At 52.6% G+C, this 21,297-nt stretch carries 22 protein-coding genes; 3 read left to right on the top strand and 19 right to left on the bottom strand.

Annotation, left to right across the window (positions count from 1 at the left end):
- Nucleotides 1–95: 95 nt before the first annotated feature.
- From SIB80_RS06500 to hisA, 17 genes are all read right to left on the bottom strand, one after another.
- A complete protein-coding gene (locus SIB80_RS06500; protein WP_063420082.1) occupies nucleotides 96–1,205 on the bottom strand; it encodes a Gfo/Idh/MocA family protein in 1,110 nt (369 codons plus the stop codon).
- Nucleotides 1,206–1,214: 9 nt separating this feature from the next.
- Nucleotides 1,215–1,583 carry a hypothetical protein gene (locus SIB80_RS06495; RefSeq protein ID WP_011129914.1) on the bottom strand — a complete coding sequence of 123 codons (369 nt, stop codon included), beginning with the start codon at nucleotides 1,581–1,583 and terminating at the stop codon, nucleotides 1,215–1,217.
- 44 nt (nucleotides 1,584–1,627) lie between these two features.
- Complete coding sequence (gene accD, locus SIB80_RS06490; protein ID WP_011129913.1) at nucleotides 1,628–2,509, bottom strand: acetyl-CoA carboxylase, carboxyltransferase subunit beta; 882 nt, start codon at nucleotides 2,507–2,509, stop codon at nucleotides 1,628–1,630.
- Between the two features lie 187 nt (nucleotides 2,510–2,696).
- Complete coding sequence (locus SIB80_RS06485) at nucleotides 2,697–3,509, bottom strand: prepilin peptidase (protein ID WP_011129912.1); 813 nt, start codon at nucleotides 3,507–3,509, stop codon at nucleotides 2,697–2,699.
- A 385-nt stretch (nucleotides 3,510–3,894) separates the two neighbouring features.
- Complete coding sequence (locus SIB80_RS06480; protein WP_011129911.1) at nucleotides 3,895–4,797, bottom strand: phosphoribulokinase; 903 nt, start codon at nucleotides 4,795–4,797, stop codon at nucleotides 3,895–3,897.
- A 97-nt stretch (nucleotides 4,798–4,894) separates the two neighbouring features.
- Nucleotides 4,895–5,968 (bottom strand): 3-isopropylmalate dehydrogenase, encoded by a 1,074-nt coding sequence (leuB, locus tag SIB80_RS06475; RefSeq protein ID WP_063420080.1) that lies wholly within the window; start codon nucleotides 5,966–5,968, stop codon nucleotides 4,895–4,897.
- 37 nt (nucleotides 5,969–6,005) lie between these two features.
- A complete protein-coding gene (lpxD, locus tag SIB80_RS06470; protein ID WP_011129909.1) occupies nucleotides 6,006–7,049 on the bottom strand; it encodes a UDP-3-O-(3-hydroxymyristoyl)glucosamine N-acyltransferase in 1,044 nt (347 codons plus the stop codon).
- A 56-nt stretch (nucleotides 7,050–7,105) separates the two neighbouring features.
- A complete protein-coding gene (proB, locus tag SIB80_RS06465; RefSeq protein ID WP_063420078.1) occupies nucleotides 7,106–8,191 on the bottom strand; it encodes a glutamate 5-kinase in 1,086 nt (361 codons plus the stop codon).
- Nucleotides 8,188–8,697, bottom strand: a complete 510-nt coding sequence (locus SIB80_RS06460) for a YqeG family HAD IIIA-type phosphatase (RefSeq protein ID WP_063420076.1) — start codon at nucleotides 8,695–8,697, stop codon at nucleotides 8,188–8,190. Before SIB80_RS06460 ends, proB begins: the two co-directional genes overlap by 4 nt.
- A gap of 5 nt (nucleotides 8,698–8,702) precedes the next feature.
- Entirely contained in the window at nucleotides 8,703–9,239 is a 537-nt protein-coding gene (locus tag SIB80_RS06455; RefSeq protein ID WP_011129906.1) for a DUF3727 domain-containing protein, read from the bottom strand.
- 20 nt (nucleotides 9,240–9,259) lie between these two features.
- Nucleotides 9,260–9,715, bottom strand: coding sequence for a Holliday junction resolvase RuvX (ruvX, locus tag SIB80_RS06450; protein WP_236066075.1), 456 nt, complete (start codon nucleotides 9,713–9,715; stop codon nucleotides 9,260–9,262).
- Nucleotides 9,716–9,744: 29 nt separating this feature from the next.
- Nucleotides 9,745–10,779 carry a hypothetical protein gene (locus SIB80_RS06445; RefSeq protein ID WP_236066074.1) on the bottom strand — a complete coding sequence of 345 codons (1,035 nt, stop codon included), beginning with the start codon at nucleotides 10,777–10,779 and terminating at the stop codon, nucleotides 9,745–9,747.
- 58 nt (nucleotides 10,780–10,837) lie between these two features.
- Entirely contained in the window at nucleotides 10,838–12,004 is a 1,167-nt protein-coding gene (locus SIB80_RS06440) for a hypothetical protein (protein ID WP_063420074.1), read from the bottom strand.
- An 81-nt stretch (nucleotides 12,005–12,085) separates the two neighbouring features.
- Complete coding sequence (locus SIB80_RS06435) at nucleotides 12,086–12,655, bottom strand: thylakoid membrane photosystem I accumulation factor (RefSeq protein ID WP_063406675.1); 570 nt, start codon at nucleotides 12,653–12,655, stop codon at nucleotides 12,086–12,088.
- A gap of 32 nt (nucleotides 12,656–12,687) precedes the next feature.
- Entirely contained in the window at nucleotides 12,688–14,364 is a 1,677-nt protein-coding gene (locus tag SIB80_RS06430) for a DUF3685 domain-containing protein (RefSeq protein WP_063420072.1), read from the bottom strand.
- A gap of 71 nt (nucleotides 14,365–14,435) precedes the next feature.
- Nucleotides 14,436–14,900 (bottom strand): Fur family transcriptional regulator, encoded by a 465-nt coding sequence (locus SIB80_RS06425; RefSeq protein WP_063420070.1) that lies wholly within the window; start codon nucleotides 14,898–14,900, stop codon nucleotides 14,436–14,438.
- A gap of 65 nt (nucleotides 14,901–14,965) precedes the next feature.
- Nucleotides 14,966–15,733, bottom strand: a complete 768-nt coding sequence (hisA, locus tag SIB80_RS06420; RefSeq protein WP_063420069.1) for a 1-(5-phosphoribosyl)-5-[(5-phosphoribosylamino)methylideneamino]imidazole-4-carboxamide isomerase — start codon at nucleotides 15,731–15,733, stop codon at nucleotides 14,966–14,968.
- 118 nt (nucleotides 15,734–15,851) lie between these two features.
- Here hisA and SIB80_RS06415 point away from each other — a divergent pair, with 118 nt between their 5' ends.
- Entirely contained in the window at nucleotides 15,852–16,757 is a 906-nt protein-coding gene (locus SIB80_RS06415; protein ID WP_205909703.1) for an NAD-dependent epimerase/dehydratase family protein, read from the top strand.
- Here SIB80_RS06415 and SIB80_RS06410 read toward each other — a convergent pair.
- Nucleotides 16,726–17,295: a CDP-alcohol phosphatidyltransferase family protein gene (locus SIB80_RS06410; protein WP_063420068.1), complete on the bottom strand. Its 570-nt coding sequence runs from the start codon at nucleotides 17,293–17,295 to the stop codon at nucleotides 16,726–16,728. The two genes, SIB80_RS06415 and SIB80_RS06410, sit on opposite strands and share 32 nt — an antisense overlap.
- Nucleotides 17,296–17,327: 32 nt before the next feature.
- Here SIB80_RS06410 and SIB80_RS06405 point away from each other — a divergent pair, with 32 nt between their 5' ends.
- Nucleotides 17,328–17,798: a CBS domain-containing protein gene (locus SIB80_RS06405; protein ID WP_063420066.1), complete on the top strand. Its 471-nt coding sequence runs from the start codon at nucleotides 17,328–17,330 to the stop codon at nucleotides 17,796–17,798.
- Between the two features lie 119 nt (nucleotides 17,799–17,917).
- On the opposite strand, the gene SIB80_RS06400 is transcribed toward SIB80_RS06405, so the two are convergent.
- The gene (locus tag SIB80_RS06400; protein ID WP_063420065.1) at nucleotides 17,918–19,447 is read right to left on the bottom strand and encodes a hypothetical protein; all 1,530 of its coding nucleotides are present in this window, start codon (nucleotides 19,445–19,447) and stop codon (nucleotides 17,918–17,920) included.
- 795 nt (nucleotides 19,448–20,242) lie between these two features.
- Here SIB80_RS06400 and SIB80_RS06395 point away from each other — a divergent pair.
- A complete protein-coding gene (locus SIB80_RS06395; protein WP_240953194.1) occupies nucleotides 20,243–21,271 on the top strand; it encodes a transporter substrate-binding domain-containing protein in 1,029 nt (342 codons plus the stop codon).
- Nucleotides 21,272–21,297: the final 26 nt, after the last annotated feature.

Raw genomic sequence — 21,297 nt, 5'->3', positions numbered from 1 at the left:
GCCAGTTCTCAAGCAAAGAGTCCTGGACCTGCGGCCCAGGACTTTATAAGACGATGGTCAGAACTGTCACCTATCCCTATCAGGCTTATTTATTTTCAGAGTGTCGATTGGATTTCAAGTCGCTGTCCTGATCTAGCTGAATCCCTTATTTTGTCGCAAACCTGTTGGCTGGCCCATCCTTCCGCAAGGCCTGGCAGCATTGGCTGGCCACTGCGCATGCTCTCGGCCCACCAGCCTTGAAGCCTCGCTACAGGGGCGATGCGACCATCAGTCCATGTGGTGGGGAACGCTAGATCCAAATCAGCGCTAATGCTGCGAAGTGGCTCACCGGCAGCTGCTGCCCAGAGGCCAAAGCCATGGACATAGTCTTTCTGGTTGTCACTGCCAAGCAAGAGGCTGCCGTTGCTGCCGTAGATCTCCAGCCAGCACCCTCTTCCCTGGAGGGCAATTGCCGTGAGGCTCACCTGTGCAGGTATTTCAGGCCTCTCATTTCCACACAGCTTTAACTGAGCCAGGGTGACGTCTTCACTGCTCACATCACGAAGTTCGCCACTAATTGGATCAGGCCTTGTTTGAATCGAGGTGGATAGCAGAGCACTCACCTGGCGAGTTGGCCCACACAACCAATGCAGCATGTCGATGGCATGAGTGCCTAGCGCCCCAATCACGCCGCCACCTGCCTCGGATTGGGAATACCAGTTCCATGGTCTTGAAGCATTGGCGCGACTACTCATTAACCAGTCAAGTTTCACCAGCCATGGCGTTCCCACTATCCCTTGATCAAGCAAACGCTTGGCTTGCATAAACAACGGCACAGCACGGTATTCAAAGTCCACGGCCACGCTCAATCTTTGCTTGATGGCCAGTCGTTGCAGTTCAGCGACTTGATCGGCATGCAACGCCACGGGTTTCTCCAGAAGCAAATGTTTTCCAGCTTTCAATGCTTCGAGCGCCAATTCAAAACGCGGGCCTGGTGGTGTTGCCAGAATCACGGCCTCGATCTTTGGATCAGTCAATAGGGCTGACCAATCGCTATAGCCGATAAGTTCATGCTGGTTAGAAGCTTTTTCTAGTCGCTCTCTGCGTGGATGCCATAGGGCAACAGGCTGTAGGTCTGGATTGGCTTTTAGTGCCGGAAGATGAACGCATTCACCGAAGCCAAGGCCGGCAATAGCAACACCAATTGGTGGACGGATTGGATTCATGATTGATATTTACGTCACCTCTGCAGTGCAAACCTCATCGATGACTGCATCGATGAGCTCATCGCCATCAGAGGGTTTCCATTCTGCGCGGAAACGATGCAAACCATTCACCGAGGTATCCCTGAAGAGCTTTTGATCGCAATCCACATGCATCAAATAAAGGCTGCCATTTTGTTGCTTCTCGCCTTCTCTGAGCGCTGGAGTAAAGCGACTAAGCACGCTGAGATTGCCATCCTTGTCGTAATGAAGGCTGCCTATATCCCACCATTGCTGTCCAGCTTCAGTAGCGGGGACTTCCTTCCATTCGACTGGGCCAGCGCTTGCGATTTCTACTTCGAGAAAGCCGTAAGGAATAAAAAGGGTTAGCAGCAGGAGCATGAAACCCTGACCTAGCCAGAGGCAGAATCGGAATAGAGATTTGCTCATTTACCCGCAGCCTTTTTCGCTTTGCAGCCATGCAGCAGCAAGAGTGAGGCCAGCGTTTTACGAAGTTGCGTGCGAGGCACGATCGTGTCTACGAAGCCATGCTCTTGCAGATATTCGGCAGTCTGAAAATTGTCGGGTAGTTTTTCCCGCAAGGTCTGCTCAATGACCCGGCGTCCAGCAAAGCCAATCAGAGCCTTCGGTTCCGCCAGAATTAGATCACCGAGCATGGCAAAACTGGCAGTCACACCACCGGTAGTTGGATGAGTGAGTAGTGGCATGTAGAGCAATTCAGCCTCTCGATGTCGTTCAAGAGCACCGGAAATCTTGGCCATTTGCATCAGGCTGAGCATGCCTTCTTGCATTCGAGCTCCGCCTGAAGCGCAGACAATCAAGAGGGGTAGACCTTGGGCTGTTGCCCGCTCCACCAGTCGGGTGATCTTTTCGCCAACAACTGATCCCATAGAACCGCCCATGAAGCGGAAATCCATCACCGCCATGGCCATCGGCATTCCTTCGACTTGGCAAAGACCTGTGACGACCCCGTCCTTCATGCCTGTTGAGGCCTGGCTTTCTCTAAGTCGATCGGCATAGGCACGGCGATCTTTAAATCCGAGTGGATCTGTAGGGCTGAGGTTGCGATCCAGTGATTTAAAACTTCCTTGATCAGCAATCAGGACGATCCTTTCGTCGCTATCGATGCGGTGGTGATAGCCGCAGTTGGAACAAACACTTGCATTGGCATGAAGATCCTTGCGATAAACCACCTGACCGCATTCGGGGCATTTGACCCAAAGGCCATCGCTTTCTTCAGTTTCCTGGCTCACCTTGCCAACGAACTGACCCTTGCGACGATCAGCAAACCAGTCGAATAAACTCATCCTTTTAAATCAGTGTGAGGACGGGTGACTTCTCAACTGGCACGAGGCTTCTCGGGCAGTCATAAGGATGGATCAAGTGTCCATGCTTATGTCCAATACCGCAAATTAAGAAGTGGTGAATCATCCAAATCTAAAGCGCGCTTGATTCACTGACAGTTGGCATTTTTTTCTAGCAGCCGTTGGTCTATTAAAGACCCATTAGGTTGAGCCAATGTTGCCACCACCAATCTGATCCACAAAGCCATACACCCCAGACCCCAAAGGCAATGAAAGGCCCGAAGGGAAAAGGCTGGCGAGGTTGTAGCTGACCAGCAAGCCGACCGATGAGACCAACCGCTGCGCCGCTGATGATGGCCAGGGTCATGGCCATAGCCACCCCATTCAGTCCTAACCATGCTCCAGCCATGGCCGCCAATTTGGCATCACCAAGCCCAAGGGCCGGCTGACCAATCAGCTTTTTAGCAAGGAAGCTAAGCCCTTCCATCGCAATTAAGGCTGCTGCTGCTGCTAGTAAATGGTCGAGCAGCAGGGTTGATCCCTTACTCCAGCCGAGTGAAACTGCCGCTGTCGCGGTGAACGCCAGACCTAACAAAAGGCCAGCCCGACAAAGTGGTTCAGGCAACCACATGTGATCGAGGTCGATGAGGACCAGTGGCAACAGCACACTGACAAGCACGACTCCAGCAAAGAGATTGAACAAGGAAGACAACTCGCCCATGCTGGTTGGCGCTGCCAAGGCAGCCGATACCCAAAGCCCGGCGCTGAGACTCTCCACCGCTGGATAACGCACTGGAATGGTGGTTCTGCAATCACGACAGCGACCGCCCAGTTGAATCCATGCGAGTACTGGGATGTTGTCGTGCCAACGCACACCACATCCACAACGTGGGCAATGGCTACCAGGCCAAATCAATGATTCCTTTCGGGGAAGCCGCCAAGCCATCACATTGATGAAGCTGCCCATACAAGCTCCGATGATCGCTAGATAGATCCAGAGCATTAGCTGCGCCTAGAGATGGCGATGTTTCTTGCACGGGTTTGACGGGAGCGCATCGGGAGGGTGCGCAGGAGCTCTAGCTTGAGAAATTTTTCTTTTGGAAGCAGAACCGGAAGATCAAAGACAACGCGTCCTTTCCCATTGTTTTCATTCAGAACAACACCAATGGGTTCCGTGCCAGTGATGGTGTTGGAGAGATAGTTGAAATAAATTTGTCGTGCTTTCTCAATCAGTTGGCCGCTGTTGAACCGATCGCAGCGTGCTGCCTCGGTTGATCGGGAAGCGGCTGTTGCAATTACAAATGAGAGGTTGGAAATAGAAATAGGATTAACTGATTACTCAGATAATCCCATCATAGTTGTTTCTTGAGGTAACTAAATTATTTTGTTTATGAGAGTTTGTGTTTGTCTTCAATAAGGCGATGAATGATCGGGGTCAAAATTAATTCCATTGCAAAACCCATCTTGCCTCCGTTCACCACGATGCTTGTCGGGCTCGACATAAACGAGTCATTAATCATGTTGAGCAGATCTCCAAAGTCGATGCCCCATTTTTCGCGAGCACCTTTGCGGAAGTGAATGATCACAAAGCTTTCATCCGGCGTAGGGATGTTCCTACAAATGAATGGGTTCGAGGTGTCCACAGTGGGCACTCTCTGGAAATTGATGTCTGTACGGCTGAATTGTGGACAGATGTGGTTGATGTAATCAGGCATGCGGCGCAGAATCGTATCCACAATTGCTTCTGCGGAATAGCCTCGCTCGGCATTGTCGCGGTGGATTTTTTGTATCCACTCAAGGTTGGTGATTGGTACCACCCCAACCAGTAGGTCGGCGCAGGCTGCTACGTCGTAGCCATCACCAACGACACCACCATGGAGTCCTTCATAGAAGAGAACATCCGTGTTGGTTGGAATTTCCTCCCAAGGGGTGAACTGACCGGGGTCAAGTTTCGTGCCTAGGCGGCTGTTATGTTCTGCTGCCTCTTCAGTGCTATGCAAGTAGTAACGCTTCTTGCCACCCCCTGTTTGACCGTAGGTGCGGAAGAGCTCTTCCAGCTTGTCGAATAAGTTCGCTTCTGGGCCGAAGTGGGAGAAGTTTTCACCCTTGGCCAAGGCGTCAGCCATGGCTTCCTTCATGGCCATCCGCTCGAAGCGGTGGTAGCTATCGCCCTCCACAACGGCGGGCGTGATTTTCTCTCGGGAAAAAATGTGTTCGAAGGCCCGCTTTACGGTGCTGGTTCCGGCTCCAGAGGACCCTGTAACGGCGACAACCGGGTGACGCTTCGACATCGACGCAGGCAGGACAGGCCCAGAGATTTTGGCAGGTCATGGAGCAAACAGCTCAATTTGGCAACATCAGCATTTGCTTATCAGAGTTCTCGATCCTTTAAAGCGCTTGCAGCAATTGCTCACCCATCTCTGCGCAGCCCAGTTGGGTACAACCCTCACTCATGAGGTCACCTGTACGGAAACCTGCCGCGAGAACACGCTCTACTGATCCTTCAAGAGCCGTGGCGGCATCGTTTTCCTTTAAGCCAATTCTCAGCATCATTGCTGCGCAAAGCACCATTGCCATTGGATTGGCCAGGTCTTGTCCTGCGATATCGGGTGCGGAGCCATGCACCGGTTCGAACAGTCCTGGTCCTTCGCTGCCGAGCGAAGCTGAGGGCAGCATGCCAATCGAACCGGTAAGCATGGCTGCTTCGTCACTAAGGATGTCTCCGAAGAGGTTGCCGGTAAGCAGCACGTCAAATTGCCTGGGGTTGCGCACCAATTGCATCGCGGCATTGTCCACATACATGTGGCTGAGCTCTACATCTCCATAGTTGGCAGCCAAAGCATCGACACGATCACGCCACAGTTGACTGACATCAAGCACGTTTGCCTTATCTACTGAACAAAGCTTTCCGCTGCGATTGCGGGCGAGCTCGAAAGCGACCTTGGCGATTCGGTCCACCTCAGTTCTGGAGTAGGTCATTGTGTTGAAAGCGCGCTCATCCCCATCGGCCTCAATACGCCCTTTCGGTTGGCCGAAATAAATCCCACCTGTGAGCTCCCGCACCACCATTAGATCAACGCCTTTGATCACATTTGCTTTCAGGCTGCTGGCATCGATCAGGGCCGGCAGGATCGTCACCGGCCTGAGGTTCGCAAATAGTTTCAGTCCTGCCCGAAGGGATAGCAAGCCTGTTTCCGGCCGTTGCTCCCTGGGCAGGGCATCAAAGCGAGGGCTACCAATTGCTGCAAGGAGCACCGCATCACTGGCTTGACATGCCTCAAGGGTGCTGGCGGGCAAGGGCGATCCGCTTGCGTCTATGGCAACCCCACCGATGGGGTGTTGCTCGAAATTCAGCTTGAAACCTTGTTGTTGGCCTACTGCATCAAGTAAAAGCTTTACTACAGCAGTGATTTCAGGACCGATACCATCACCAGGCAGCAGAACGATGCGGTGCTGGCGCATGTGGAGAACTCCAAAATGGCTTGTGCCTCCTGTGAGGTTACTGAGGTGTATCTCTTGTCAGCTTCCTCAACATTTTGGCCATCTCCGGTAATTTGCTGAAGGTGGCGGAACAGCGCAACCAGAGGCGATTTGGAATCGCGGGATAGCCGCTGACAACTTCCCCCGCTTCAACTTCGCCATGAATACCGCTCTTCGAGCTAGCGATGGCACGATCGCCGATTACAGCGCGATTAGCGACTCCAACCTGACCGGCGAGGATTACACCTTCACCCAGGCGAGCACCGCCGGCAATCCCCACCTGTGAGGCAAGGGCACATCCTTGGCCTGTAACCACCCCGTGGCCGATTTGCACGAGGTTGTCAATTTTGGTCCCAGCGCCGATGCGAGTCTCACCCACCGATGGACGGTCGATGGTCGACCCGCAGCCCACTTCTACACCGTCTTCAAGAACCACCAAACCGGTTTGGGGCATCTTTCTCCATCCATTGGCGGTAGGTACGAAGCCGAAACCCTCTGATCCAACAACGGCATTGGAGTGCACAACGCAGTTCAGACCTAGCCTGGAACCAGGCTGAAGAACAGCATTGGCATGAAGTTCATTAGCTTCCCCCACCACCACATCTTCGTAAATCACTACGCCTGGATGGACCACGCTATAGGCACCGATACGGCTGCCATCACCGATGACGACGTGCGCACCGATTGAGATCCCTTGGCCAAGATGCACTTGATCTCCGATCACGGCTGTGGGGTGAACACCTGCCTTGGGCCGCGAGCGTGGATGCAATTGTTCCAAGGCTTCAGCGAATGCCAGGCGAGGATCTCGCAACACCGCAAAGGCCAGCCCTCTTTGTTCAGCAATGACACGTAGATCATCCTGAGGTGGAATCAATACGGCCCCAACCTTGCTGTGGCTTAGCTGAGTGGTTAGTGCATTGCCCTGTTCCAGAAAACTGAGCTGATTGGCCTTTGCTTGATCGAGAGATGCGCCGCTAAGCAGTTCAGGATCTTCAGCTAGCTGGTGGTCCTGCAGCCCAGCGCTTCCTTGTTGGAGGGAGGCGATCAACTGGCTGAAGCGCATGTCAAATCACTTTTCGGCGGATCGTAGGCGTGATGTGTTGGTGATGTTCAATCAAGTCACGCGTTGCGGAGAACCAACACGTCCCTATGCACCACGACCGGTGAACGATTCGTGCTCATTTGGGTCTCAATGGCCTCGCGCAGTTCTTTGCTACTCAAGGAACACAGGCCTCGAGCGAGCTCGTTACCTTCGGGATTAATTAGTCTTACCGGCTGGTTGGCTTCAAAGTTTCCTTCCACCTCTTTAACCCCCACCAAGAGCAGGGAGGCGCCACGATGTTGAAGGGCATCGCAGGCGCCTTCATCCAGCTGAAGGGTCCCTAAGGGCTTCAGGGCATGGGCCAGCCAGATCTTGCGATTGCCGAGAGGTTGAGGGTGAGGATGAAACACCGTGCCGCTCCGTCTTCCTTGCAGCAACCCATCAAGCACTTGAGGATCGCGGCCATCAGCAAGAAGAACGGTGATGCCACTTGCGGTAGCGATGCGAGCTGCCGCAAGTTTTGTAGTCATGCCCCCAGTGCCCCAGGCACCTCCCTCCCCTGCCGCGACTTCCAGGGCAGTCAGTTCATGGGGATGGTAAACATCTGAGATCGGTTCGGCAGAGGCATTAATGCGGGGGTCTGAGGAATAAAGGCGATCCACGTCGGTGAGCATGATGAGCTGATCAGCCTCCACTGCGGTTGCAACAAGAGCTGAAAGGGTGTCGTTGTCGCCGTATCGCAATTCTTCCGGAGAGAGGGCGTCGTTCTCATTCACCACCGGCAGAACGCCCCAGTCGAGCAATTGCTTCAAGGTGCTAGAAGCATTGCGGTATCGCTGCCTCGAGCCAAGATCTGAGCGGGTGAGCAATACCTGAGCCACGGTGTGACCCCTTCGGCTCATGGCAGCCTCATAGAGAGCCATGAGTTGTCCTTGACCGATCGCCGCCGTCCCTTGGAGAGCCACCACATCGACCGGTCGTTGGCTTAGCCCTAGACGATTACAACCAAGACCTACGGCGCCACTTGTTACGAGGACAACATGATCCCCCCGCTTGAGGCTTGCTGAAAGGCAGGCGCTGTAGCTCTCAATCACTTCGGCGGTGGATTGCTTCTCATTGCCTCTCAGCAGGCTGGTTCCCACCTTCACCACCCACAGACTCATGTCTGTGGGGCCCCTAGCCATGCGGCAAGTTTTTGTTCAAGACGCTGAACTCTGTTGTTTTTGCAGGGGTAGCCATCGGCGCGTAGTGGTCGAACTAGAACGGTATAGAGATCAAGACGGTTTCCGGCTAGCACGTCAGTGAAGATTCGATCTCCCACAATGGCAATCTCTGTAGGTTTGCACTGGATCTGATTGAGTACCTTTTGCAGTCGGGCTCTGCGAGGTTTCGCTGCACTGCAGGTGAAGGTGAGATCTAGTTGCTCAGCTACCGAACCGATACGTTTTCGAGAGGGATTGTTGCTGAAGAGGTGAAGTAATAAATGGCGTTGGGCTTCCTTAACCCAGCTTGTAACGGATAGCGGTAATTCAATCTCACGCCCGGGCAGCAAGGTGCGATCAACGTCAAGGATCAGGGCCTGCAGGCCCTGATCCAGCAAGTGCTGGATCGGCAGATGGGGGAGGGTCAGGCCGGGTGCCCAGTTTGGCTGAAGCCAGTGTTGGCTCATCTGATCTACAGCTCCCTATCTTCGAGCTCGACTTCAATACGTGGCTGAACTTGATCGAATTCCTCTCCTTCGACAAGCTTTGCTTGACCGTCGGTCATGCGAGCCACAACGAAGAAGGGATCCAGAGGGATATAAAGGCCATACTCCTGCTCTTGAACCATAAAACTAACGAGTAATTCATATGTCTCGGAGTCGTCATCGGTTTCCTCATCTTCCAATTCTTCTGGATCGGGTTCATCTAGTTCACCGTTCACAGTGAGTGTTACAGCTGAACGAACAAGAGTGAGGTCGTGTTCTTGCAGCACGACATCGGCCACTGAAAGGATTGGTTCACTGCTGGCAATCGTTTCGATCAGTTCGGGATCGTTGCCTTCGCTGAGGCGGAAGAGGGAGACGGGGGTGTCGACCGGTGTGAGTAGGGCGTAATCCTTGTCATCAAGGGGAATGAGTTGCTCGAGAAAACAGAGCAGATCCCGCCCTTCATCATCTCTTACTAAGACCGTTGGCACCTCGCCATTGATGTTTGGACCCGGGGCAGTCATTGGAGCTGAGGTTGATTTGCTCAGGATCCACTATCGCTGTTCACCTGACTCACTGGATGGGCCGCCACGTGGACCGGTTTCAGTTCGGGACCTTCTCGCAACCACTGCTCGAGCAGAAGTGCTGCCGCAGCGCTATCAAGCTGGCCACTTCGATCGCCTTGCAAGTTGTAGCGTTCAGCAGCAGCCCAACTACTGCTGTGTTCATTAACCAAAGCGAGAGGCAGCTTGAGAGCTCTCGCCAAGCGTTGTCCATAACGCTCATAGTGTCGTGCTTGATCTGTGGGCAGACCTTTGGCATCGAGCGGCAAACCCACGACCAAGCCTTCTACTTTGCGACTAGTGCAGTGCCACTGCAACACTTTTAGGTCTCGTTCGAAGCTTTTTCTCTGCAGAGGTGGTAGAGGACTCACCGTGATGCCAAGTGGATCGCATCCTGCTAGGCCGATGCGTCTTTTCCCCAAATCCAGACTAAGCATGGATTTGGGACTGGGTTTTGTTGCCGTCATTAACGTCGGCCCAGGATTGGAGTAGGCAGAGGTGGTTGCTGGGGTTGCAGTCGCCCCAGCATCGATTGCAGTGGTCGAGCTCCAAGAAGCAACTTGTTACTTACCTGGCGACGCCAAAGACTGCGACCAAGCAGCAACTCTTCTCCCGCACGCTTCCATCTAAGTTGTTCGAGAAGAGTATTGAGAGGCTCGTCTTCGCTGGTGGTGATCAGTCGGAATGTTTTGGACATGCTCGTAAGGTCAGCTAAAACTTTTGGCAGAGCTTGTGACAGTCGAGGGTCCCAGCCGACATCGCGCATCAGTTCAAGCACTGTTTCTGAGTTTGTTCCAGGATGGCTAACCAGACCTGCAATGGCCGTACTCGTTGCGCCGCCCTGGGCAAGCAGCACGCCACTGCCCGTTTGGTTTTGGTCAAGTAGGTCGATCCATTGTCGATCGACGATCTGGCGGAGATGGCCAGAGCCTCCGGCTTTTTCCAGTGGCCAAAGCAAGGAGGCTGTTCGACGGCTCAGCTGTTGCCAGCTGAGCTCAGCAGGCCAAGTTGGTATCGACTGGGCCATCAGTGAGGGTGATGTCCAACACTGGAAGAGCTTGAGAGGTTGAAAACCGAGCACTCTGGCTAGTGCCAGCTGATCGGTGTCATTGGCGGGGCAGCGCAAGATCCAGCTCTGTGCACGCTTACTGCCTTGCTGGATGGCATTTGTTAAAAGGTCTTGGCTCACGCTTTGGTTGCTGCATTGCCGCGGCGACGTTATGAGCTCCGGTGAGGTCACTGACCAGCACGTGCCACGTCGGTTGTAGGGCCTAATCACAACAAAGCCGACCAGATTTTTCTGCTCAAGAGCAACTAGGCAACTTGGCTGCCTAGTTGGCAACAAGCTTGGAAGTTGTTGTTCAGCTCTTGCCAGCCAACCGCGCCAAAGCATGGTCTCTAGCCAGTGCATCCGACCAGCGTGTTCGCTGGCATTCAGCATGGGGAAGTGGCTCGCTCTGAGGGACATCACCTGAAGGGGGCTGCTGGATGCCTCGATCACGCCTCGACCAATGCCTTCATTTGAATCTTATCCAGCTTGACCATGTCTTCCATTGTGCTCAATTGGGTCGGACCAAGACCAGAGGCGTGCGTTCATTGGCATTACCGGCTGGGTTCGGACGCAGAGCTTTCTTGAGAAGGGTTTCATCGCAACCATCACTAGAGGCCAGAACCTTCACCCGGCCGAGATCATTGACATCAACGATGGCAACGCCAACTCCCAACTCAGCGGCTGCTTGTCTGCAGAGCTTTGTTGGCGCGAGGGGCCCAAGCACGATCGTTTGATCGTATGGAGGAGTGGTTCCTGTGATGTCATCAATTAGACGTGCCTGTTCGCCAGCAAGTCGATAGAAGCCTCCTTTGATACCTAGCGTTTTCAGAATTAGGCCAACGATCCATGCCAGTAGCACTCTGGTTGGCCCTACCAGATTAATTAAGCTCTGTAGCCCACAAGCAGTAGCAAGACTGCTTGTGGGATGAAAGGCTCGGCAAAGGAACCGGGCGAGCCATCCAGGGTTGACTGTGCTCGGGTGGTGATAGCGCCCTTGCATAATCGCCACCGGGGTTTCCCCGATCGTGAGGACATCTCCGGGGCGTAGATGCGGCTTGGCGTAGTCACGCAAGATCTCAACAGTGTTATCGAGGGTGCCAAGCAAATGGGTTTTCAGAGGTAACACCTCACAGCAATCGCCAGCTTGGAAGCTGACTTCAGAGGGTTGGAGAGGTTCTGGCTGATGGAGTGGCACCAGGACACCCTGACGACGCTTCAGCCGACCAAAGGGGCCGTAGTTCACCCAGTTGACATCTACCCAAATGCTGTCAGCACTAGTTTTCAAATCGCTGCTTTTGCTGTTCTGCAGGCGCAGGTTCACCTGCACCCTCGTGCTTTTGTGGCCTTTGACAATGTAGGCCGCCCAGTAACCATCATCGCGAGCCTTTTCATCTGGATGATGTGGGGTGATCTTTGTGCTCAACTTGACTTCACTTAGATCGGCTTTGCCAAGCAGAACAGGGTTAATTTGCAACTCAGGCACCATCACTTCCATGCGCGGATGGGGGTTGCTGATCTCCAGCCAGATTTCTACATCAAGATCAGAGTTGCTTTGCTTGACGTTGAAGTCGAGCGCCTTGAGGCTCAGAGGGGAGGCGGGCCTCAGGCGATGCCTCAGTTCGAGCCAAAACACACCAAGACCAAGCAGTAGGAGCAGCTCAAGCAGGCAAGTCATTGGAGCAGCCGGCTTACTAGACCGGGGGACCTGGCGCGCAGCGTAAAGGGTGGTTGATGCTGATAGCAGTACTTTAGCGCCTTATTCTTTCACCATGAAGCTGTTGTACTCATTGAAGCTGTCGATTTTAAGTGAATCAATTGGTTTACTTAGGCCTGTAGCAGTACTGATTGCATCATTGATTTCATCGAGTGAAACTTGGCCTTCTTGATCGAGTAGCACCTCACCTTGACCATCGATCACCACCACTTGAGGGATGCGTCCATGCCAGTAATAAGACTCTTCTTGGGGATCGTTGCTTGTTCGTCCTTGAAACTCGTCTGTGGTCAATGGGATCAGATCAATGGAATCTCTCCATATCAAGTTAATTGTTGAAACCACAGGAGAGAAAGCCTTGCTGACGGCGCTGTCATCGAGATAAAACACGATCACACTTGTGCGCTTCTCTCTAAGGGCTTCGGGAAGATTTGTTCCTTGCCCGTAACCCAATGAACCATCACCCGCATAGATCGGAAAGATGTTGCCGTCGTAGGCATCGTCATCTCGGATGGCTTGGACTGGGGGCACCATCAGAAGAATGGCCAGACCCAAGCTCAGGAGTGCTTTGAGCAGATGGGTCATGGGCAGTACACGGAGATGTTTAATGCTCATTTTGGCGCTTGATTGCCTCGAAAGTGTGGGAATTAGCCACCTCTCAGGCTGCGTCCCATTCCCTGCGCGATTCCTCGTCCAACCAGACCAATAGCACGGCCTAATACCTGCGTAAGCACGACCACCATGAGATCACCGATGCGTTTGATCAGGGATTGCATTGAGGGTGCCAGAGCATCGCGGGCTTCGAGCAATAGAGCAACTTGCTGCTGCCACCAACCAAGCTGGCTGAGTTCTTCATCACGAGGTTCGGTGAGCAGTAATGGCTCGATAATGCCGTCTCGCAACCTGTAGAGGAGTCGTTTACTTTCGTAGAGCTGGATTGGTCTTTGAATCCAGTTTTGCCAACGGGCCTGACTATTGAGTTGATTACGCAATCGCTCGAGTTCTCGTGTGGAGATCAAGTGCTGGTTCAGTAGGAATCGGCGTAGTTCGGGCCACTCCCCACAGGTTCCGAGAACTTCGGCACTGATTATTTCAGCGGTTCGTACGAGCCAGTTACCCACCAACATTTCGAGTTGCAGTAAGGCTCGAGGGGAATCTGCCGGCAGCAGCTGCCCCTCAACAAGCACGGGTCTGTCGAGCAGCAATGGAGCCAGCATTCTCTGGGGGTCTGGAAGTTCTTGATCAATTCCCTTGAGATCGGCAGTGGCAAGCAATTGATCTGCCACTTGTTTGAGTTCACCACCTCGAGGAAGTCTGACGTAATTACCTGCCATAGATCGCAGGGCTTGTTCACGTAGTTCAGATTCGAGCGTCAGCCAGGAGTCATTGAGTGGGGTCTCGGTACTGTTGGGTTGACGCAGCTTTTTCAGCACATGATCCAATTGGTTCAAAAGGGCAAGGAGTAGGTCACGACGTCGCTCAGGATTGAGGCTTTCAATCGCTAGCAGGCTGCCTGTTGAATTTCTGAGTCCTTTTTCTACGGAATCGCTAAGCCGCTGACGGATCGCTCCCCATACCGCCACTGCGTTCCGTTCACTGAGGCAGATAACCGTTCCGGCAGCTTCTGCTGAGATCTGTCTTGAAGCATCGAAATCGAAATTGATGCGTGCCTTTTGGGATGGCCGATTTTGGGGGAAAGGGTTGCGTAGACCCACTTGCAGCGGGCCCCAAATCCATAACAAAAAATCTCTTGCACTACGGAGTTCCCGCTGGCGCCCTTCCATCAAAAGACGAAACAGTTCATTTTTGGGCGGTGGGTTGAGGAATGCTTCGATCAACCTCAGATCGTTGTCGATCTGCTGGAGACCACTCACCAACAGCCACTGACCAAGCCCCATCGTTGCTTGGGGAATGCTGTCTTGGGAGACGGGGGCAGCATTGAGTCTCACAACTCTGCCACCGCCACAAAGAGTGGTGATGGCAGCCTGCAATGTGGCCAGATCGGGGTCTTGAAGTAGGCCTGGACAATCGAGGCTCAACAACTCGTTTGCATTGAAACGAAGCTGGGCCGGAAGGATCAGCATTACTGGCGCAGGTTGCCAATGCTCCTGAAGTCTTTTGAGTTCCAGTTGCAATGTGCTGAGAGTTTCGAGACTCTCAACCGACAAGATCACTAGGACTGGATGACGGCTCAGCTGGTCCGTCCGCAGAATGACATCCAGGTTTGGGTTTGCACTGCTGAGCTGCAACGCTAAGGATTCACCGAGCAGATCGGGAGCCAGCAACAGGATCTGAGTGGATGTGCTGTCCGCCAAATTCACCACGGCACAAGGCTTATGCCATCAAGGTAACGAGCGTTAGGCAAATCCTCCAGTCCGTTGAGATCTTGATGTTTTTAGTCGTGGTTATTACATGCTGGCCGACCGCTGAGTTGAAGGGTGTAGGAGTGAATGCAGTAACCAGTTTTGGCCTCGATTTGATCGAGCAAATCCTCAGGGAGTTCTATATCAAGGTCTGTGATGTTGCCGGTCTCTATGCAAGTGAGGTGGCTATGAGGATCGCTTCGGTAGCTGTATAGGCGACCATTGGCTCGATCGAGACATTCGATCAGTCCTGCTGATTGAAGTGCCTCCAGGTTCTGATAGACGGATGTGTGACCAATGGACCGTCCACAGGTGTTGAGCTTTTGAAAGATATCGCGAGCACTGAGATGAGTGGCTTCGCTCCAGAGGAGATCCAGCACCATGCGCCGCTGACGGCTTAGTCGCATCCCAAGCCGCCGGCAGCGTTCGAAGGCTCCCTGCACTCCATCTTCATCCTGCTCAGCACTTGAGCCGCTGATCTTGGGAGCGGTGTGCATCACAACTGAAGTGATAATGAATTCAATTTACGGCTCCAGCAAGGTCAATTCATAGTCCAAGGTCCTCATGCCATCAGTGGTTTGCTAGTTGGTGGGTCCTGCAGTCGGCCATCGCCAATGGCTCGGATTGCTTCTTTTAGATCCACCTTGCCGTCGTAGAGAGCTCTTCCAACAATCACCCCACTCACTCCATAGGGTTCAAGAGCCAGCAGACTAAGTAGATCGGCCATGCAACCCACGCCTCCGGAGGCGATTACTGGAACGCTGCTGGCGTTTGCCATTGCACGTAGTGACTCTAGGTTCGGCCCTTCAAGGGTTCCATCAGTTGCAATGTCTGTGCTGATGATTGCGGCGATACCGGCAGCATTGAAATCGGAGGCTAAGTCTGTTGCATTCACCTCGCTTTGGCTAATCCATCCTCGCGTTGCCACCTTGCCGTTTTTGGCATCGATGCCGACGATAATCCGACCGGGATTCCTTTGGGCAAGCTGTTTCACTAGCTGGGGTTGCTCTATTGCCACGGTGCCAAGGATGACTTGTTCAAGGCCGTAGGCGAGGAGTTCTTCGGCTCGTTCGAGAGTGCGCACACCACCCCCGAGCTGGACAGGAATATTGAGGGCAGAGGTAATAGCTCGCACACAGGAATCGTTGACCGGCTCACCAGATTTGGCGCCATCGAGATCCACCAGGTGTAGGCGAGTTGCCCCCTGCTTCTGCCAGCTAAGGGCTTGATCAACGGGGTCCTCGTTGAAGCGAGTCACCTTCTCGTAGTCCCCCTGGTGAAGTCGCACGCACACGCTGTCCAGTAGGTCGATGGCTGGGATGATCTCCATGATTGGCAAAGAACGCTGCCTTAGACCTCCATCCTGCAGGGCGAAGGGCCTTCAGTTGCTGATCAAACGCGCTTCAATATGCGCGTTTGATGATTCAGCTGTTTTGAAGATTCTGATCATGGGGGGAACCCGATTTGTCGGCAAGCCTCTGGTTACTCGACTTCAGGCCCAAGGCCATGCGCTCACGTTGTTCACTCGAGGCCGCCATTCTTTACCAGATTGTGTGGAACATCTCAGTGGTGATCGAACCACTCCTGAGGGGCTGAGTCGTCTTCAAGGCCGAAGCTTCGATGTCATCGTCGACAGCTCAGGGCGCAAGCTTGAAGACAGTCAAAGGGTGGTGGCCTGTACAGGAGAGCCAAAGCATCGTTTCCTCTATGTCAGTTCCGCTGGCGTCTATGCAGATTCCGAAGAGTGGCCACTGAATGAGGAGAGTGCAACCGACCCGAACAGTCGTCATGCCGGCAAGGCTCAGACCGAATCATGGCTGCTTCAGCAAGGAATTCCCTTTACCAGTTTCCGACCTACTTATATCTATGGTCCTGGTAATTACAACCCAATTGAACGTTGGTTTTTCGATCGTATCGTCCATAATCGACCGGTTCCTTTGCCACGAGATGGCACCACCATCACCCAATTGGGGCATGTTGTTGATCTGGCTGATGCCATGGTTCGTTCCCTTGAGGTGGAGACAGCAACGAATCGCATTTACAACTGTTCCAGCAAGCGTGGTATCACCTTCAGGGGCTTGATTGCAGCGGCAGCAAGGGCTTGTGGCAAAGATCCAAATGCCGTTGAGCTTCGTTCTTTTGATCCTTCAGGCCTGAATCCCAAAGCTCGTAAGGCCTTCCCGCTAAGGCTGAGTCATTTCCTTACCGATATCACCAGGGTGGAGCGGGAATTGGCCTGGCAGCCACGCTTTGACCTTGAGACTGGCCTCGAAGATAGCTACTGCAACGACTACTCCTTGAAGCCAACGGCTGAACCAGATTTCAGTGCCGATCAATCCTTGATCGGGGTTTGATGTATGCCACCGCAGAGCTAAACGCCAGGATCAGAGATGGCCAGAACAACCACCAGCCCAGGTGCTGCATATTTAGGCAAAAGTTGTGGCTTCCCCAACTAGGCGGCCACAACAACAGCAGCATGCTTAGGAATTGAAGGATCGTCTTTGCTTTACCTCCCCAAGAAGCAGGAGCACCAGATGAGGCTTGAGCACGCCAACCGGAAATCAGTAGTTCCCTGGCCAGCAATAACCAGATCGACCAAACAGGCAAGGCCTCGTTGCTGGCCAGCCAGATCATTGGTGCTGCTAGAAGAAGCTTGTCAGCAAGCGGGTCCAGGCGAGCGCCCCAGCTACTACCACCACCAGCTCTGCGGGCCAGCCAGCCATCGGCGGAGTCGCTAAGCCCTGCCAGCAACAACAACACCCATGCCAGAGCAGGGTGACCCAATTGAAGCAACAACACCAGGGGGAGACCTGCGACAGACCTCCCCACGGTTAGAGCATTTGCCGATCTTCTCAGTGTTGATGGTGAACCGAAGCGGGATGGTGCACTCACAGGCTCAGAATGAATGAACTTGCATGTGATTCATGGTGCTCCAGCAGACGGTGAAGGATGTAATGTCAACGCCGGTTCTCAGTGTCGTGCCAGCCACATCTCTGCAGGAGGCTGTTCAACTACTGAGTGATAACCACATCAGTGGCCTGCCAGTCGTCAACGACGATGGCACGCTTGTGGGGGAACTCACTGAGCAAGATCTGATGGTGCGCGAGAGCGGCGTTGATGCTGGTCCGTATGTGTTACTGCTCGACAGTGTTATCTACTTGCGCAACCCCCTTAACTGGGATAAGCAAGTTCACCAAGTGCTTGGTACCAGCGTCAACGACTTGATGCGCAGCGACACCCATACCTGCAATGAAGCACTGCCATTACCAAGGGCCGCCGCCATGCTTCATGACCGCAGTACGCAGCGCTTATTTGTAATCAACGATCAGCGCAAACTTGTTGGGGTGATTACCCGGGGTGATGTTGTTCGAGCTTTGTCAATGCAGGGTGACTAGTGCCTATCGAAGCTCGCGAATATGCAATAGCCAATCTTGAGGCGTAGGGAATTGAACACGATTCAAATTGGCAAGTCCTTATAGGTAGGAGCCTGCCATGAAAACGATTGATTGAACTGTTAATTGATCAGTCCTACCTCTGATGCAGACAGCGGTGGTGGAGGTAATAGCGGTAGTGGTGGAGTTCCGATCAGTGGGGGAGGCTCGATTTCGGCTGGATTGTCATGGATCGGGTCTCTTCGTTGATGGATCTCCTGGGCTGGAGGCAGGGCCTCGCCTTCCCGAAGCAACAAAGGTGGTGGCAGATCAGGTGGAAGCAGGGGGGTGCCCCATTCCAGATCCGTTCTCAAGGGATCGTTATCTTGAAGATTCGAAGGTGAATCGAACTTTTCGGGCGTTTCGAGCAATACCAGTGGATCTGCCGTAATCGGCGGTTCCCGTAAAGGAGCTCGATCACTATTACGAGCCAGAAAAGTGCTTTGGCTATCGCTGGGAATGGTAGTGCCGGGCTTGGGCGCCCAGACCATCCTGGCGATGGGCTCCACACCTTGCTCGATCAATCGATTCAATCCAGCTAGGGCCCTGTCGAACAGTCTTCCGCCCGGCCATTGTTGGCAATTAACTCCATTGCAGTCTTGCGCCCCATCAATCCTGGGGCTGAGAGAGGCTGCCAAGGTGCCCTGAAGTTGGAAGCGCCGTTCACTGAGCCTCAGGAGATAGGGAACATGCACAAAGCTTGTGACACCACCGCTGATCCAATTGGCGTCATCCTCCGTAAAGCCCTTGACGCCTGGAATGATCAAACGACTCTTGGAGGCATGGTCTGGCATGTAAGCCGCCACAAGGCCACGGCTGCGGGCTAAATCCTTGCTCTGTTCAAGGGTTAACCCATCTCTGCTCATTAATACCTCTATACGCCCGTCTTGTCGCAGGCCCATGATCATCCTGATGCGAGGAAGGTAGTAGCGGATCCGCTGGCCCATGCTGATGCTGTATGCGCCCTTGTAGCGAGGAGGAGGCGCTTCCAGATCGTTGTAAATGCTATGTAGTCCACCGATAAAGGTGTCGTAGGTGGAGGCACGATTGACTGTTAGTTCTCCGTAACCGAAGTCAACTCTGCCGTTGTAGCGAATGCCTATGTAGGCGCGTTGGATGGAGGCAGCGCGGTTACGACTTCTCCAGACGCGTTGACCCAACTTGAGATCTCCAAGGGGAACTGTGATCTCTTGGCCACCAATGTCGACATGCCGCTCATACATCGGACCAGAGACAAATGCCAGTGAAGAGGAGTCCTGGAAAGCGTCCTGTTCTCTATCCCAGCCTTCAAGAAGGCCGAACTTCACTTTACGTGGATCAAAATCGAGTGCGTACACATCATCGTTTGGTCGATAGCGAAAGGGAGCATTCACTTGTCTCTTAATGCTCTCTGGGACGACTTGACTTGGGTTAAAGCGTTCGGGTGCTTTCGGAGCCAGAGCCACAAGACCAGCAAAAACAGTGAGCGGCAACCCAATCACAAGTAAGCGTTTGTATAGCTGAGATCTCCTACGCTGAGGCCGCCGTCGCCGCCTTGGCGGAGAGGCTGTGCGACCAGCACGTCTAAGTGGGGCTGCCTTTGCTTTGGTTGTAGCTGTTTTCGTTCGGGGCAAGTAAAAAAATGGCTACCTTCACCATCAGCAAATTCAGCTAAAGCTCACTGCATCAATGGCTTCCCGTCAACTCCCTAGATGAAAGAAGTCGTTAGTGAATGGCTTCTTACTCAAAAATGAAACAGGCAAAAACGTTCGAGCTTCAAACCTTCTCTACCAGAATTTATTACCTTCTCATGATTCCAAAAGGGCTTTCTGGACTGAATTTTGATCCCTTTCAAGCCTTTTCATAGTCAATGCTTGTTAGCCGTATTTTTGCTGCATCCGTTTTCTATTCCTAGCAACATCAATATTGCTTAGGGAAGAATTTGGCTTGGCTGGCTTTGTCATGCCATCGAAACGCGATCAATCTGTTTGACCTAGTTACGCCGTCTGATGCTGTCTTATTCAAAGGTTGTGGTTGCGTGAGGAAACCATCTGCAAAACTTGCAAGCACTTAAGGCTTACAAAAGGAAATAGCAAACCGCTCATCAGGGCTGTTGATCGCAATCTAAGATGAGCTTTGAATTCGTAGCTTCTAGATGACTCTTTTTCTGATTAGTGCCCTGGTTGGATCCGTTCTGGCAATGATTTTGATCGTTCGTCGCCTTGAACAGAAATAAGCTGTTGCTTGTCTCTCCTATGAAGTTCTTGCTCAGACTGGTCTTACAACCTTTCTTGTCGTAGTGGTGTGGATAAGAATCGTACGCATTCCTATGGCAGCCTTAGGTGAGATGGGCTTTTCAGTTCGTGTATAGGCGATTGATGGGCGGCATGAATTTAAAGAGACGGCTCTCCGTTGCTGCCTTGATTGTCATGGCGACTCCGTCTCCCCTTCAGGCAATGGCTTTGAAGGTTGGAGTGAGTGGTTCGCCACCATTTGTGGACAAGAAAGCTGGTGTATATGAGGGAATTAGTGTTGAAGTTTGGCGACAAATTGCTAATGCAGAGAAGCTTGAATACTTTCTCATTCCATATCCCAACATAGATTCGAACATCAAGGCGGTGGCTGATGGAAAGATTGATTTAGCCATCGGGCCTATCAGCATTACGCCAGATCGAGTAGCAAGAAATGGGATTGAATTCACGCAACCTTATTTCTATGCAGAGGAGGGTGTTTTAGTACCATCACAGCCACCCGGACTGTGGGAAAGGATCAAGCCTCTCTTCGGTGTCGCTGCTTTGTCTTCTATCACTTTCTTGCTCTTTACACTTTTCTGTGTAGGCAATCTGATTTGGCTTGCAGAGCGAAAACGCAACCCTGAACATTTTCCACCTCAATATATAAAGGGTCTAGGGAATGGGATTTGGTTTGCCTTGGTTACACTCACAACCGTAGGTTACGGAGACCGTGCACCTTTAACGAAAGCAGGAAGGTCTATAGCAGGGGTCTGGATGTTAATTTCGCTAGTATCAGTGTCGACAATTACTGCAGGATTAGCTTCGGCATTTACCGTCTCGCTATCTCAGACGCAATTGCCTGGGGTCATGAAACCATCGGATTTGGCTGGTGAATTAATTGGTGTAGTTACTGGCACCACAAGTGTATCTTTAGCCAAATCATATGGTGCACGGCCGTTTCCAGTACCAACCCTTAAGGAAGCCATTCATCTAATCAAGAGAAATAAAGTCTCAGGAGTGATCTCAGACACACCTATCTTGAGTTATTATATGAAAAACAATCCAGACAAATCTCTAACATTAGCACCTTTTAGGCTTTCCCTTCAGACCTATGGATTTGTCGTGCCTAGTGATAGTCAATTGGAACGTTTGATTAATATTGAACTCCTTCGTCTTGAACGAAGTCATCAAGTTAAAGCGATAAGCGACAGGCTTTTGAAATAATTCCTCTGATCTAATACTCACAAACA

Origin of the sequence: Prochlorococcus sp. MIT 1327, from assembly GCF_047304785.1 — a bacterium.
GTDB lineage: Bacteria > Cyanobacteriota > Cyanobacteriia > PCC-6307 > Cyanobiaceae > Prochlorococcus > Prochlorococcus marinus_D.
The sequence above is the reverse complement of the archived record's forward strand: the minus strand, read 5'-3'. Positions and strand labels throughout refer to the sequence as shown.

Excerpts from the sequence above, each read along its gene's own strand:
- SIB80_RS06435 (WP_063406675.1), bottom strand. The coding sequence starts at position 12,655 with ATGAGCATTAAACATCTCCGTGTACTGCCCATGACCCATCTGCTCAAA.
- SIB80_RS06395 (WP_240953194.1), top strand. The coding sequence starts at position 20,243 with ATGGCGACTCCGTCTCCCCTTCAGGCAATGGCTTTGAAGGTTGGAGTG.
- SIB80_RS06405 (WP_063420066.1), top strand. The coding sequence starts at position 17,328 with ATGGTGCTCCAGCAGACGGTGAAGGATGTAATGTCAACGCCGGTTCTC.
- SIB80_RS06440 (WP_063420074.1), bottom strand. The coding sequence starts at position 12,004 with ATGACTTGCCTGCTTGAGCTGCTCCTACTGCTTGGTCTTGGTGTGTTT.
- SIB80_RS06495 (WP_011129914.1), bottom strand. The coding sequence starts at position 1,583 with ATGCTCCTGCTGCTAACCCTTTTTATTCCTTACGGCTTTCTCGAAGTA.
- hisA (WP_063420069.1), bottom strand. The coding sequence starts at position 15,733 with ATGGAGATCATCCCAGCCATCGACCTACTGGACAGCGTGTGCGTGCGA.
- SIB80_RS06480 (WP_011129911.1), bottom strand. The coding sequence starts at position 4,797 with ATGTCGAAGCGTCACCCGGTTGTCGCCGTTACAGGGTCCTCTGGAGCC.
- ruvX (WP_236066075.1), bottom strand. The coding sequence starts at position 9,715 with ATGCTTAGTCTGGATTTGGGGAAAAGACGCATCGGCCTAGCAGGATGC.
- accD (WP_011129913.1), bottom strand. The coding sequence starts at position 2,509 with ATGAGTTTATTCGACTGGTTTGCTGATCGTCGCAAGGGTCAGTTCGTT.
- SIB80_RS06455 (WP_011129906.1), bottom strand. The coding sequence starts at position 9,239 with ATGACTGCCCCGGGTCCAAACATCAATGGCGAGGTGCCAACGGTCTTA.
- SIB80_RS06500 (WP_063420082.1), bottom strand. The coding sequence starts at position 1,205 with ATGAATCCAATCCGTCCACCAATTGGTGTTGCTATTGCCGGCCTTGGC.
- SIB80_RS06460 (WP_063420076.1), bottom strand. The coding sequence starts at position 8,697 with ATGAGCCAACACTGGCTTCAGCCAAACTGGGCACCCGGCCTGACCCTC.
- SIB80_RS06485 (WP_011129912.1), bottom strand. The coding sequence starts at position 3,509 with ATGCTCTGGATCTATCTAGCGATCATCGGAGCTTGTATGGGCAGCTTC.
- SIB80_RS06425 (WP_063420070.1), bottom strand. The coding sequence starts at position 14,900 with ATGCACACCGCTCCCAAGATCAGCGGCTCAAGTGCTGAGCAGGATGAA.
- proB (WP_063420078.1), bottom strand. The coding sequence starts at position 8,191 with ATGAGTCTGTGGGTGGTGAAGGTGGGAACCAGCCTGCTGAGAGGCAAT.
- leuB (WP_063420080.1), bottom strand. The coding sequence starts at position 5,968 with ATGCGCCAGCACCGCATCGTTCTGCTGCCTGGTGATGGTATCGGTCCT.
- SIB80_RS06415 (WP_205909703.1), top strand. The coding sequence starts at position 15,852 with ATGGGGGGAACCCGATTTGTCGGCAAGCCTCTGGTTACTCGACTTCAG.
- lpxD (WP_011129909.1), bottom strand. The coding sequence starts at position 7,049 with ATGCGCTTCAGCCAGTTGATCGCCTCCCTCCAACAAGGAAGCGCTGGG.